General features: G+C 37.8%; 16 protein-coding genes. 7 read left to right on the top strand and 9 right to left on the bottom strand.

The features are described from left to right. Positions 1-645 (top strand): SIR2 family protein (locus AB1498_12305; GenBank protein MEW6089075.1); only part of this gene is annotated, 645 nt, incomplete at its 5' end. Positions 646-721: 76 nt separating this feature from the next. On the opposite strand, the gene AB1498_12300 is transcribed toward AB1498_12305, so the two are convergent. From AB1498_12300 to AB1498_12275, 6 genes are all read right to left on the bottom strand, one after another. Continuing rightward, the gene (locus AB1498_12300) at positions 722-1,015 is read right to left on the bottom strand and encodes a HigA family addiction module antitoxin (GenBank protein ID MEW6089074.1); all 294 of its coding nucleotides are present in this window, start codon (positions 1,013-1,015) and stop codon (positions 722-724) included. Positions 1,016-1,033: 18 nt separating this feature from the next. Beyond that, on the bottom strand, positions 1,034-1,303 hold the full coding sequence (locus AB1498_12295; GenBank protein ID MEW6089073.1) for a DUF2442 domain-containing protein: 270 nt from the start codon (positions 1,301-1,303) through the stop codon (positions 1,034-1,036). A gap of 3 nt (positions 1,304-1,306) precedes the next feature. Then, positions 1,307-2,713, bottom strand: a complete 1,407-nt coding sequence (gene cysS / locus AB1498_12290; GenBank protein ID MEW6089072.1) for a cysteine--tRNA ligase — start codon at positions 2,711-2,713, stop codon at positions 1,307-1,309. Positions 2,714-2,731: 18 nt separating this feature from the next. Continuing rightward, positions 2,732-3,133, bottom strand: a complete 402-nt coding sequence (locus AB1498_12285; protein ID MEW6089071.1) for a PIN domain-containing protein — start codon at positions 3,131-3,133, stop codon at positions 2,732-2,734. After that, positions 3,130-3,378 (bottom strand): CopG family transcriptional regulator, encoded by a 249-nt coding sequence (locus tag AB1498_12280; protein ID MEW6089070.1) that lies wholly within the window; start codon positions 3,376-3,378, stop codon positions 3,130-3,132. The genes AB1498_12285 and AB1498_12280 overlap by 4 nt, the downstream gene beginning before the upstream one ends. A 131-nt stretch (positions 3,379-3,509) precedes the next feature. Then, positions 3,510-4,502: a 7-cyano-7-deazaguanine synthase gene (locus AB1498_12275; GenBank protein ID MEW6089069.1), complete on the bottom strand. Its 993-nt coding sequence runs from the start codon at positions 4,500-4,502 to the stop codon at positions 3,510-3,512. 118 nt (positions 4,503-4,620) lie between these two features. On the opposite strand from AB1498_12275, the gene AB1498_12270 reads away from it, so the two are divergent. After that, positions 4,621-6,342 carry a YgiQ family radical SAM protein gene (locus AB1498_12270; GenBank protein MEW6089068.1) on the top strand — a complete coding sequence of 574 codons (1,722 nt, stop codon included), beginning with the start codon at positions 4,621-4,623 and terminating at the stop codon, positions 6,340-6,342. Between the two features lie 75 nt (positions 6,343-6,417). Here the strand turns inward: AB1498_12270 and AB1498_12265 are convergent, their stop codons facing one another. Both AB1498_12265 and AB1498_12260 read right to left on the bottom strand, forming a co-directional pair. Next, complete coding sequence (locus tag AB1498_12265; GenBank protein ID MEW6089067.1) at positions 6,418-6,660, bottom strand: hypothetical protein; 243 nt, start codon at positions 6,658-6,660, stop codon at positions 6,418-6,420. Then, complete coding sequence (locus AB1498_12260; protein ID MEW6089066.1) at positions 6,650-6,922, bottom strand: BrnT family toxin; 273 nt, start codon at positions 6,920-6,922, stop codon at positions 6,650-6,652. The genes AB1498_12265 and AB1498_12260 overlap by 11 nt, the downstream gene beginning before the upstream one ends. 270 nt (positions 6,923-7,192) lie before the next feature. Here AB1498_12260 and AB1498_12255 point away from each other — a divergent pair, with 270 nt between their 5' ends. The 5 genes from AB1498_12255 (at position 7,193) to AB1498_12235 (ending at position 11,607) form a co-directional block, all read left to right on the top strand. Further along, the gene (locus AB1498_12255) at positions 7,193-9,256 is read left to right on the top strand and encodes a PDZ domain-containing protein (GenBank protein ID MEW6089065.1); all 2,064 of its coding nucleotides are present in this window, start codon (positions 7,193-7,195) and stop codon (positions 9,254-9,256) included. Positions 9,257-9,318: 62 nt separating this feature from the next. Further along, entirely contained in the window at positions 9,319-10,143 is an 825-nt protein-coding gene (locus tag AB1498_12250; GenBank protein ID MEW6089064.1) for a hypothetical protein, read from the top strand. After that, on the top strand, positions 10,140-10,538 hold the full coding sequence (hisI, locus tag AB1498_12245; GenBank protein ID MEW6089063.1) for a phosphoribosyl-AMP cyclohydrolase: 399 nt from the start codon (positions 10,140-10,142) through the stop codon (positions 10,536-10,538). The genes AB1498_12250 and hisI overlap by 4 nt, the downstream gene beginning before the upstream one ends. A 224-nt stretch (positions 10,539-10,762) precedes the next feature. After that, positions 10,763-10,975: a twin-arginine translocase TatA/TatE family subunit gene (tatA, locus tag AB1498_12240; protein MEW6089062.1), complete on the top strand. Its 213-nt coding sequence runs from the start codon at positions 10,763-10,765 to the stop codon at positions 10,973-10,975. A 32-nt stretch (positions 10,976-11,007) separates the two neighbouring features. Continuing rightward, complete coding sequence (locus AB1498_12235; protein ID MEW6089061.1) at positions 11,008-11,607, top strand: molybdenum cofactor guanylyltransferase; 600 nt, start codon at positions 11,008-11,010, stop codon at positions 11,605-11,607. 59 nt (positions 11,608-11,666) lie between these two features. On the opposite strand, the gene AB1498_12230 is transcribed toward AB1498_12235, so the two are convergent. After that, entirely contained in the window at positions 11,667-12,203 is a 537-nt protein-coding gene (locus AB1498_12230) for a hypothetical protein (GenBank protein ID MEW6089060.1), read from the bottom strand. Between the last annotated feature and the right edge of the window lie 159 nt (positions 12,204-12,362).

The raw sequence follows: 12,362 nt of genomic DNA, 5'->3' as shown, positions 1-12,362 counted from the left end.
GATTTTATAGATAAAAGAATCGATATGAAAAATATTAATCAGACTATAATCACATTTAATTACGAAACACTCTTTGAACATGCATTATTACATAAACATATATTTGGAATTTATTCTTACGGATTAGATATAGACAAAAATAAAATTATAAATTTCCCTTCGTATGAAGAATCGTATAAAGGCAACTTTCTGTTATTAAAACTGCACGGATCTTTAAACTGGGCATGTTGTCCTTCCTGCGATAAGAATTATTTAACTTGGCACAATATGTATGACCGTATTATTTCTGAAAAATGTAAAGATTGTAATAATAATCTCGAACCGGTATTAATACCTCCCACCAGAAATAAAATATTACCTGCTCGATTAAAAAAATTATGGGATATCGCACAAGAAAAAATTACTTCCGCAGATGAAGTTACTATTATTGGATCATCATTCAACGATTACGATATCGACGCTTCAGATTTGATATTTAATTCTTTAAAATCGAATAAAAGAAAGCCAATACTGTGTATTGCTGACCCTTGTGCCCTTGATAGAGGCAATTTACTTAACTTTAGAGCATCTGCCACAAGAGATCATTTTAAAAATATTATGTTGTTTAAAGGATTTCGAGAATATCTTGACAATAAAACTTTTTAAAAGTTTAGATTTGAGCTTTGTAAAAATCAATTTACTCAATAAATCTTATTTATATATTTTTTATTTGAATTTTTATTTAGACTGCAATCGCTTCAACTGTCTTCCATTCGTTAAATTCATGTGATGCATGCCATAAATCATAATTTTGCTGAAGGGTAAGCCATAATTCAGGAGTTGTATTAAACGCACGAGACAACCGAAGCGCCATTCCAGGAGTAACAGAGGTATGTTCGTTTATAATCTTTGATAATGTCTTTCTTGATATTCCGAGTTTCTCTGATAATTCGCTAATACTAAGAGCCAAGGGCTCAATATAATGTCTTTCTAATATCCTGCCGGGATGCACCACCGGCCGTTTTTTAATTCTCATTTTTATTCTTGTTAATTTCTAATTCTCCATCCATTTAGGCAAAGGTGAATGAATTGCCTCAGAATACAAAATTTCAGGCGCTATATCAATCTCTTTATTCCAGGTAAGATTACCAATTTCTTTATCCAACTGAAATGATTTAAAAAATTCAATATTTTTAAACTTTTCAAAAACGCCGCCTCTTTTTAGATATTTATTAAAATCTACAATTCCGGTTTTTTTGTTTTCAAATGTAACTTTAATTCTATATTCATCTAAATATTCCGCGGATATTATATCGAAAAGCATATTTTATTCCCTTTTCCACCGTGTCCCATCTTTTTTATCTTCCAGAATAATTCCCATATTTTTCAATTCATCTCTTATTCTGTCAGATGCGGCAAAATCCTTGTTTTTGCGGGCGAGTTCTCTTTCTTTTATCTTTGCCTCGACAAATTCGTTTATGTTCTCTTTAACTTCTTTCTGAAATAATCCTAAAATACTTCCCAATTCCCTGATTTTATTTCCCGCGGAAATAAGAATGTCTTTCGCGGGATTTTCCCCAAGATAAATATTAGCCTCTCGAACCAATTCAAAAATCGAGGCAACGGCTTCAGCCGTGTTAAAATCATCGTCCATGCCTTCTTTAAACTTTTCTTCCGCTCTTTTTATCTTTGGCAGAAATTCTTCATCTGTTTTATCGCGTTTTTCTTTTTGTGCATTTTTACTCAAAAAATCATCAATATTTTCTAATGTGTTATAAATTCTTTTTAATGAATTTCCCGCACTGTCAAGTTCCTTATCCGAATAATCGATCGGCGAGCGGTAATGGGTGGACAAAAGGAAAAACCTGACAACTTCACCGTCATATTTCTTCAGGATATCCGATATTGTAAAAAAATTGCCCAATGACTTGGACATTTTTTCTTTGTTGATATTCACGAATCCATTATGCATCCAATACCTTGAAAATTGTTCTCCGGTTGACGCTTCGGACTGCGCGACCTCATTTTCATGGTGAGGAAATATCAGGTCCTGCCCGCCGGCGTGAATATCCAGTGTGCTTCCAAGATACTTTTTTGACATCGCGGAACATTCAATATGCCAGCCCGGCCTTCCCTTTCCCCACGGGCTGTCCCACCACGGCTCGCCTTCTTTCGATTTTTTCCAGAGCGCGAAATCAAGAGGGTCTTTTTTCTGCTCGTTAACCTCAACCCGGGCGCCGGCTTCCAGTTCATCCAGGCTTCTTCCCGACAATTTCCCATAACCTTTAAATTTTCTTACCGCGAAATAAACATCGCCGTTACTTTCATACGCATAACCTTTTTTGACGAGATCAGAAATAAGTTCGATCATTTCTTTTATATGCTCCGTGGCTTTAGGTTCAATATCCGCTTTTCTTACACCCAGTAATTTCATATCCGTGTTGTACGCCTCTATATATTTTTTCGTAAGCTCTTCCGGTTTTATATTGTCCTTATTCGCGCGATTAATAATCTTGTCATCCACATCAGTGAAATTTTTAACAAAAGTTACTTTATAACCAAGCTTTTCAAGGTATCGCCTGATCACGTCAAATGCCACCGCGCTCCGCCCATGCCCAAGATGACACTCGTCATAGACCGTCACTCCGCAGACATACATTTTCACTTCCCCGTTTTTCAGGGGAACAAATTCTTCTTTTTTTCTGGTTAATGTGTTATAGATTTTTAATGGCATACCCGGCTCCTCAAATAATTAAAATGTCTCAAATCCCATTTGTTTAAAATGGCTGTCAAAAGTAAAAACTTTCTGAAGTTTCAAATTTTTTATTAAAACAAAGCTTATACAATCCGTAAAACTTAATTCTTTATCCTCATATTTTTTAAACAAATCCCAGGCTTTAAACCTGTCTTTATCTGTAATATCAATAATTTTAACTATATTGCTGTTTAATAATGATTCTCCGAAAAGAACCGCTGAAGAGTGTGAAATACGGTAACGTATTAAAGTTATACTTTCATCAAAAATATATTCTGAAGTTATAAGCGCAATTTTTTGGTTTTTTATTTCTATAATCTTATTCATTGCTTCAGTATGGTATTGATCATTTTTATCATTTATCGCAAGCCATGCTGAAGTATCTATAAATAATTTCACTTGTTTTTTCCGTAAAGATATTTATCATGATTAATGGAAAGATCTTTATCTTTCGAATGGGCGGAACCAGCTATATTCCATAACGGGTCATTTATCCAATTCTTTTTTTTCTCTTTTGCAAGAAATTCTGAAATCGCGTTCCTGACAATATCAGCGATGCTGGTATTTTCTTCTCTTGCCTTTCTTTTCAGCTCTAAAAGTACATCTTCACAAAAATACATCTGCGTTCTTTTAAGTACAGACATAACACCCCCCTCCTCTAATGTATATTTTATACATTATAAAAATTTTGTCAACATGATTTTTATGGAATTTTAATAAAATAGTCAATTGTTTGCTGGAAGCAGAATTTTTACAAAAAAAGTACCTCAAATATCTAAATCATCAACCCGCTTATCGCTGACATATCAACTCTGTAAGCCTTTATTATATCTGACTTCCCGTCTTTTTTCCTGACCAAAACGGGAGCCGGCTCATCTTTATCAAAATCGCTGTAGCTTACACATATCCCGGCGGCCATTTTCAGTGTCTCTTCATCACAATCTGATTTGAGCAAAACTACCGGCCCGGGAATGATCTCAACCTGCAGAATATATTCTCCTTCAGCCTGCATATTCTCCAATTGATTATTATCTGTCTCATTGCGGCCTACAATAATTTTTCTTCCATTTTTTAGCCTGAAATGCCTGCCGATCTTTAAAAGTAAAATGTCCCTTTTTGAATCCTCGCCGTGAGAAAAAGATTCTTTTAATCTTTTTCCGAATTCAGGGTCGGTTAAAAGACAACCTCCAGCGGGGCATGGATAATCTTTAATATCTTTTTCCTCAGCAAGTTTAATCTGCTCTTTTCGTGAACGTCCGGAAATTGCCGGAAATTTTTTAGAATCGACTAATCCTGATTTTTCCATTTCAGTTTCAGGAAAAAACGCTGCTGAAAGAGGTCTGAACACTAAACCCTTAACACCTGCTTCTTTTTCAATAAGATTAATCGCGTCCCTTCTCTGCGACATAGGCCTCTGCCCTAAAACCTCGCCTGTTACAAGAAATGACGCGCCAACCTCTTCCATATATTTTTTAGCTTTTTTCAACATAAAAATACGGCAGTCAATACACGGATTCATGTTTTTGCCGTAACCGTGCGGCGGATTTTTCAAAACCTCGAGATATTCATCACCCTTTTCCATGAGCTTGATTTTCACCCCGAATTGCCCCGCTACCCTTGTCGCCTCATGGCATCCCTTGCGGTTACAACGGCAAAAAATGGAGACAAAATTCAAGGGATAAACCTCAACGCCCTGATCGATCATTAATTTAAGGGCTAATGTGCTGTCTAATCCGCCAGATAATAAAACTACTGCTTTTTTTTGCATAATATGTTATAATAAATTATTTACGTATTGTCATTTTGCCGGAATTAAAACTATTAATAACAAGTAAGGATTAAATCACAATTTAATCAGGCTGTCAAGGTTATATAAATATAGTACAATGAAAGAAAAATTTTTACCGGCCTCAAAAGAAGATTTAAAGGAACGCGGATGGAAAGAGCTTGATATCATCCTTGTAAGCGGGGATGCCTATGTGGACCATCCTACATATGGCACCGCGTTAATCGGGCGTTTTCTGGAAAGCAAGGGATTTAAAGTCGGCGTTATCGCTCAACCCGACTGGAAAAACAAAGAAGATTTCGCAAGGCTTGGAAAACCCCGCCTTTTTTTTGGCGTGACCGCGGGTAACGTCGATTCAATGATCGCCAATTACACCGCGAACAAAAAAATCCGTAATGATGATGATTATTCCCCCGGCGGGAAAGCCGGTTTCAGGCCTGACCGCGCCACGGTAGTTTACACAAACCGGCTCAGGGAATTATTCGGCGATGTTCCAATCATTTTAGGAGGTATTGAAGCAAGCCTGCGGAGGCTGGCCCATTATGATTACTGGGATAATAAAATCAGGCGCTCGATCCTTTTAGATTCAAAAGCAGACATTTTAGTCTATGGAATGGGTGAAAGGCAGGTGTGGGAGATCGCCGAAAGGCTGAATAAAGGTGAAAGCGTCAAAGGCCTGGATAATATCAGGGGAACTGTCGCCATAAGAAAAAATATCGATTTTTTAAAAGATTGCTTAATAACACCTTCTTTCGACGAGGTTAAAGAAAATAAAGAAAAATTCAGTGAAGCGTTTAAAATTTGCTACCAGCAAATGAATCCTTTAACCGCCAGGCCCCTCACGCAAAAATATGATCAAAGATTCTTAGTCCAATTCCCGCCCGCGATGCCGCTTTCAACGAAAGAATTGGACGAACTTTACAACCTCCCTTTTGTCCATAACTGGCATTATTCTTATGATAAACACGGCGGTGTCCCCGGTTTTGAAATAGTTAAATGTTCCATAACATCTCTTCGCGGATGCTGCGGGGAATGTTCTTTCTGCGCTCTTTATCTGCACCAGGGAAAGATTGTCCAAAGCAGAAGCGCGGATTCAATCTTGAGAGAGGCCCGGGAGCTTGCCCGAAGAAGTTATTTTAAAGGAACAATTACGGACATCGGCGGGCCTACGGCGAATCTTTACCAGGCGCAATGTTCGTTATGGCAAAAAAACAGTTTTTGCACCGGCCAAAAATGCCTGATACCTCAAAAGTGTAAAAACCTTAATCTAGGATATGAAAAATGCCTTGAATTATACCGCAGGGTGCGTTCTATCCCGGGGGTTAAACATCTTTTTATCGGGAGCGGCATAAGATACGATTTACTGGTCGAAGATGAAGCTGAAAAATATTTCGAAGAGATATGCAAATTTCATATTAGCGGGCAGATGAAGGTCGCGCCTGAACATACTTGTGATTCTGTTTTAAAAATTATGAATAAACCGGGCCTTTCCACTTATGAAAAATTTGTCCGGAAATTCAACCAAATAAAAAAGAAAATCGGAAAAGATATTTTTATCGTCAATTATTTCATAACAAGCCACCCGGGAACAGGCCTGAAGGAAGCCGGGGAATTAAAAAAATACCTCGCGGAAAACCGGGTAAGGCCCGAACAAATCCAGGATTTCACGCCATCCCCTTCAACCCTTTCCACCTGCGCCTACTGGACGGAAAAACATCCGTTAACAGGCGAAAAAATCTATGTGCCGAAAACATTCGTGGAACGGAAAAAACAAAGGGCGTTTATACAGCCTGTAAAAAAACATTTTACTGAAAGAAAGTGAAAAAACTTATTTATACTTTAGCTGATAACTTGTGATAAACTAAACCCAACAACGCTCAATTTTCGCTACTGTCTTTTAAGATCGGCTGCCATGAGTTGTGAGGCGTTTAGTTAAACGGGTAAAATCAAGAAGTGATCTTAATGCTTCATTCACTGCTGATGAATTACTGAAAGCTTTTGCGATATCCGGTTCAAGAACAACTACATTTGCTCCTTCATTGGATAACCGTTTGTGATATTTGCCGCGAATAGCTTTTGAGTAATCAAAATTGTATTCAGGGCGCAATTCATCTCTAATTTTTTGTGTTTTAGTTTTCATGTTTTTTCCTTTCATGCTTGGTTGCAGGCCGTGTACTGATAATACGTATAGCTTTTCCCCTCTCAGTGTGCGAGACTACAAGGAGGCGGCCTTGCAAAGAAAAACCTATTGTAATTAACCTTGGCTCATCATCTGAATGATCCGGATCCTCAAAAGTGGCTGATAAAGGATCATAAAACACTGTTGAGCCTTCTTCAAAAGAAACACCGTGTTTTTTATAGTTTCGTTTTGCTTTTTCTTTATCCCATTCGAATTGTACCATATCTTTTCTAATCCTTATTCGCTTAATGAATAAATAGAATCGAGTGGTGCTAATGGTATCCCTCAAATAAATCGTTAAAATATATTTTACAATATTTTTTTTTTTTTGTCGATGAATTTTAAAAATCTTTGTACTCAATATAATAAGTAAAACAATACATTTTATCCTTATCTTTTTTTTATACCATAATAAAACCATTTGACGAAGGTAAAATAAGTGTTAAAATATTTCGATAATATTAAATAATTTTATAAAAGGACAGAATATAAAATGAATATACAAAAGCGAATAAAATTTTTAACTTTTATCTTTATAATCGCGATAATATCTCTTTCCTGCGCCGGCAAAAGATTCCACCATGTAAACGGCAGCAATATTCCGGAATCATTAAATGAAAAAATAACCAGGGCAATCGACAAAGTTAAACCCGCCCTTGTCCGAATACACGTGGTTGCCATAGACTACCGCGACGGCCGTGAGATAAAACAGGAAGCCTCAGGAAGCGGGGTCATTATCAGCAAAGAGGGATTTGTAGTCACAAACCACCATGTAGCCGGAAAGGCAAAACGGATTGTGTGCACCATGTCAAACAGGGAGGAGGTAGAAACAGAACTTATCGGCACAGACGCCCTTACAGACATTGCTGTTATTAAATTAAAATCAGAAAAATACAAGGAATTCCCTTCCGCGAATTTCGGGGACTCTTCAAAAATAAAAGTCGGGGATAACTGTCTCGCAATGGGAAGCCCTCTTGCGCTTTCCCAGTCCGCAACCCTTGGCATTATCAGCAATACTGAAATGATAATGCCACAGTTATTCTGGCCGTTTAATAAATTTACATTAGACGGTGAAGATGTCGGGACGCTTATAAAATGGATCGGTCATGACGCGGCGATTTACGGCGGGAATTCAGGAGGTCCCCTGGTCAACCTCAATGGTGAAATTATAGGTATAAATGAGATAGGTTTTGGGCTAAGCGGGGCAATCCCGGGGAATATCGCAAAAGAATCCGCGGAAAAACTTATTAATTCATCTGAAATAGAAAGAAGCTGGATAGGATTATATGCCCAGCCTCTTTTAAAATCATCATCTGTTAAAAAAGGTGTTCTTGTAAGCAGTATAATCAAAGACGCCCCCGCTGAAAAATCCGGATTACTCCCGGGAGATATTTTAATTAAATTCGCCGGTATTGAGATATCGGTAAATTCCGAAGAAGAACTTCCTGTCTTCAACCAGCTTGTTGCTGATTTGCCAATAGGTAAAAAAATAGAAGCCGTTATTTTGCGTGACGGCAGTGAAAAAACATTAACTTTGATTACTGAAAAAAGAGAAAACGCGCAATCCAAAAAATTTGAGTTAAAAGAATGGGGAATGACCGCCGGAAACATAACCCTTTTTACCGCCAAAGAATTAAAAAGAGACAGCCGTGACGGAGTAATTGTTAACAATACAAGACAGGGCGGACCTTGCAGTGACGCGAAACCAAATATTCAGGCACAGGACATAATTACCTCGATTGGGGACAATCCTGTAAAAAATATAGATGACCTTCTCAAAATTACATCCGGGATTGTAAAAGATAAAACCGATCCAGTTCCCGTAAAGGTTTCTTTTGAAAGAAAGTCAGAGGAATATATAACCGTGGTAAAACTCGGCATTAAAAGCCTGGATGATCCCGGCAGGGAGGCAAAAAAGGCGTGGCTTCCCGCGAATTTCCAGGTTATAACAAAGGACATTGCAAGGATATTGGAATTGAAAGATTTCAGCGGCGGGATACGAATCACAAAAGTCTATCCGAAAACCACTGCTGAAAATGCGGGCTTGAAAACAGGTGATATTATCGTTGGATTGGACGGAGAAAAAATTACCGCGACACAACCTGAAGACCTTGAAACTTTCCAGACTATTATCCGCCAGTATAAAATTGGAAGCAAAATAAATCTTAAAATATTAAGGGACAAGGGAGAAAAAGAAATTGAGGTTGAGCTCGCCTCTACTCCTAAACTGGACCGTGAAATGAAAAAATACCGTGATGACAATTTTGAGTTCACTGCCAGAGATATAACATTCTTCGACCAATCAGAGGAAAAGTGGGAAGAGAACCAAAATGGGGTTTTAGTTACAAGCGTAAACGAAGGCGGGTGGGCCGGACTGTCCCACATGGCGGTGAATGACCTTATTATTTCAATAAATGGTGCGCCGGTTAAAAATGTCGATGAATTGGAAAAAATTATGAAAAAAATATCGGTTGAACAAACAAAATATATCGTTTTTCAGGTAATGCGCGGAATAAGCTATAGATTTATTGAAACCGAACCGGACTGGGGAAAATAATGATGTTATTAAGTCAAAAGTTATAAAGTTTATCAAGTGAACAAACTAAAATAGGAGAACAGATGAATTTAAAAAAATTATTTATTTCTTTATTTCTCGTTTTGATAATTTTTGTTCAAAAGATTTATGCGGATGACGCTGTTAATTCAGCGAGAGATATTAAAAATAAATTTGAAAACGCCGTAGTTTCCATAAAAATAACCATTAAACAAAAAATGGCCATTCAGGGACGGGAGGTAAACACGAATGAATCGCGGTCAGAAATAATCGGAACCGTCATAGATAATTCCGGCCTGATTGTTACAAGCCTTATTGCCACAGAGCCGACTGTTTTTTATAATAAAATTATGAAAAACAGAGGCGGTCCCCAGGCATCTCACATGAAATGGGAAAGCGAAGTAAGCGATATTAAGATACGTTTTAATGACGGGCAGGAAAAAGAAGGCAAAATTCTGCTTCGCGACAAGGATTTGGACCTTGTTTTTATACAGCCGGCTGAAAAATATTCAGCTTCTTCATCGGTTAATTTGAAAGAAGCCGGGGAGGTCCGGATACTTGACCAGATTGTCATTTTAAGCCGTTTAGGAAAAATCGCCTCATGGACACCAACAATGACTCTGGACAGGATTGAAGCTGTCATTCAAAAACCAAGACCTTTTTATATCTCAAGAACAAAAGATTATTTTGGGGCGCCTGTATTCTCACTTGACGGTAAATTTGCGGGAATATATGTCTTAAGAAGCACAGAATCAGATTCTGATATAATCAGCAGTATTTTTTCGGGGCCCGGGGCCGCCGGATTTATACCAATAATCTTGCCTGCGAGCGATATTGCTGAAACGGTAAAACAAATTCTTGAAACACCAGCACAGGAGAAAAGTCAATGATTAACCTTGCTTTTGAAAAATTAAACGGAATGATTACAGCCGTTATCCAGGATTACAAAACGAATGAAATACTGATGCTTGCATTTATGAATAAAGAAGCCTGGGAGAAAACGTTATCGACCGGTAAAGCCCATTTTTACAGCCGCTCACGCAATAAACTATGGATGAAAGGCGAAGAATCGGGAAATGCACAAATTGTTAAAGAGATATTTATTGACTGCGACGAGGATGCAGTAGTTTTAAGAGTAGAACAAATCGGCGGCGCCGCGTGCCATACCGGATACAATACCTGTTTTTACCGTAAAGTTAACGGCGATAAACTTACGATAATAAAAAAAGAGAAAGTATTTGACCCTGAAAAGGTGTATAATAAGAACGGAAAACGGAAGAACTGAAGAACGAAAAACTATTTTAAGTTTTAAGTATTTGAGCAGTCGGGGAGTTTTCCCGACTGTTCACCCTGAGCAACGCGAAGGGTCTCTTGTATATTTTTGGATCCTTCGTCACGGAGTTTACACTGAGTGAAACGAATGTGTTCCTCAGGATGAGTGGTCGAAACACCCCGACCCCTCAAGTATTTTGGTAGTTTAGTTTTTTGGTTTTTACAATGGAGGCAAACATGTTTGGTAATTTAGGCATGAGTGAATTAATTGTTATCCTCATTATCGCCCTGATAATTTTCGGGCCGGGAAAATTGCCGGAAGTCGGGAAGGCCATCGGAAAAGGCGTCCAGAATTTTAAAAAGGCGATGAGCGGCGAGGATGAAGATGATAAAAAGGCTTCAGAAAACACTACAAAAGCTACTGATGACAAAAAAGAATTAAAAGGGTAAAATAGTTTCAAGCTGTAACTGATAACTTCCCCATGGAACTGATAGACACAACGGCAATTATTTTAGCAGGAGGAAAATCGTCACGTCTTGGGCAAAATAAGGTTTTTGCCGACATCGCCAACAGAACAATTTTCGAAAGAGAAATTGATGTCCTTCAAAAATTGTTTTCAGAAATTATCATTACCGCCAATAACCCCGTTCTTTTCAGATCCTGCGGCTTAAAAATATATAAAGATTTTATCCCGAATAAAGGGCCTCTCGGTGGTATACTTACAGGCTTAAGCATTTCAGCGTCAAATAAAAATTTTATTGTTTCCTGCGACATGCCTTTTCTTAACGAAAAAGTGATAACATATTTAAGTTCACAGTTTATTAACTGCGATCTTCTCATCCCCTGCTGGCATGGCCAGTTAATGCCGCTTCATGGTTTTTATTCAAAAAACTGCCTTAATACGATAGAAAATCAAATAGGTAAAAATAAATTAAAATTGCTGGACATAACTCGCCATCTTAAAACAAAATATATACGTGAATATGAACTGAAAAAATTTGACAAGGACGGAAAAAGTTTTTTCAACGTGAACACCCTCGAAGATTTGGAGAACGCGAGGGTTATGGCGAGAACGCTTTAGTAAAATATTTTCCTAACCGCCTTGTTTCCTCAAACAATCCTCCCTTTTAAATTGTATCCCTACCGGGAAATTTTCACCATTTTGTCCCTTAACGATAACGGAACATCCTGTAAAAGCACAATACCCGCTTTATCAGGTTCAATTGTCATACCCTGCTTCGAAGCCTCCAATGTCACATTAATATCATTGGTATCGAGGGTCCACATTGCCCCTGTCGCAGGGTCAACAATTAGCCAGCCGATAAGCCCTCCAAATATAAAATTACCTCCTACATACCAGCCATTTACTTGTGTATCTACAGTAATGGTTCGTTCAACATAATCCTGCTTTGATATTTTTACAGTATATTTTTTGCCCTGGAAATAGCCTTTGCTTTTTTCCAATGATAAAATAGTGGGAGTTTTACCCTCAAAAATTTTTGTTCCGGTTTCGTCAGTAATGGTAACAATTGCCTGATCGGGATTACTGCGGATATTCAAACTTTCCGGGCCGTTTTTACCCATAATAGTTGCGCAGCTTGTTAACAAAAACGCCACCCCAATTCCTCCCATTAAACAAATACAGACAAATTGGACCTTTTTAATGTCTATCTTCATATCCCCCCCCCTTTTTTGCTGCAAAAAGTTAAGAGGCTCACAGGTATAAAATAAACCTGTGAGCCTTTCTATATTATTCAAAACAACTAAAATTCAGCAGCAACACCTAGAGAAATATTATTTGCTGCTAAGTTAACATCTTTGTATTTGCTCCCTAAT

Source organism: bacterium (assembly GCA_040754625.1).
GTDB lineage: Bacteria > JACRDZ01 > JAQUKH01 > JAQUKH01 > JAQUKH01 > JAQUKH01.
Note: the sequence above shows the minus strand (reverse complement) of the source record. Positions and strands in the feature narration are given on the sequence as shown.

Coding starts and splice junctions, on each gene's coding strand:
- AB1498_12300 (MEW6089074.1), bottom strand. CDS start 1,015: ATGAGAATTAAAAAACGGCCGGTGGTGCATCCCGGCAGGATATTAGAA.
- cysS (MEW6089072.1), bottom strand. CDS start 2,713: ATGCCATTAAAAATCTATAACACATTAACCAGAAAAAAAGAAGAATTT.
- AB1498_12265 (MEW6089067.1), bottom strand. CDS start 6,660: ATGAAAACTAAAACACAAAAAATTAGAGATGAATTGCGCCCTGAATAC.
- AB1498_12235 (MEW6089061.1), top strand. CDS start 11,008: ATGGAACTGATAGACACAACGGCAATTATTTTAGCAGGAGGAAAATCG.
- hisI (MEW6089063.1), top strand. CDS start 10,140: ATGATTAACCTTGCTTTTGAAAAATTAAACGGAATGATTACAGCCGTT.
- AB1498_12270 (MEW6089068.1), top strand. CDS start 4,621: ATGAAAGAAAAATTTTTACCGGCCTCAAAAGAAGATTTAAAGGAACGC.
- tatA (MEW6089062.1), top strand. CDS start 10,763: ATGTTTGGTAATTTAGGCATGAGTGAATTAATTGTTATCCTCATTATC.
- AB1498_12275 (MEW6089069.1), bottom strand. CDS start 4,502: ATGCAAAAAAAAGCAGTAGTTTTATTATCTGGCGGATTAGACAGCACA.
- AB1498_12230 (MEW6089060.1), bottom strand. CDS start 12,203: ATGAAGATAGACATTAAAAAGGTCCAATTTGTCTGTATTTGTTTAATG.
- AB1498_12250 (MEW6089064.1), top strand. CDS start 9,319: ATGAATTTAAAAAAATTATTTATTTCTTTATTTCTCGTTTTGATAATT.
- AB1498_12255 (MEW6089065.1), top strand. CDS start 7,193: ATGAATATACAAAAGCGAATAAAATTTTTAACTTTTATCTTTATAATC.
- AB1498_12280 (MEW6089070.1), bottom strand. CDS start 3,378: ATGTCTGTACTTAAAAGAACGCAGATGTATTTTTGTGAAGATGTACTT.
- AB1498_12295 (MEW6089073.1), bottom strand. CDS start 1,303: ATGCTTTTCGATATAATATCCGCGGAATATTTAGATGAATATAGAATT.
- AB1498_12260 (MEW6089066.1), bottom strand. CDS start 6,922: ATGGTACAATTCGAATGGGATAAAGAAAAAGCAAAACGAAACTATAAA.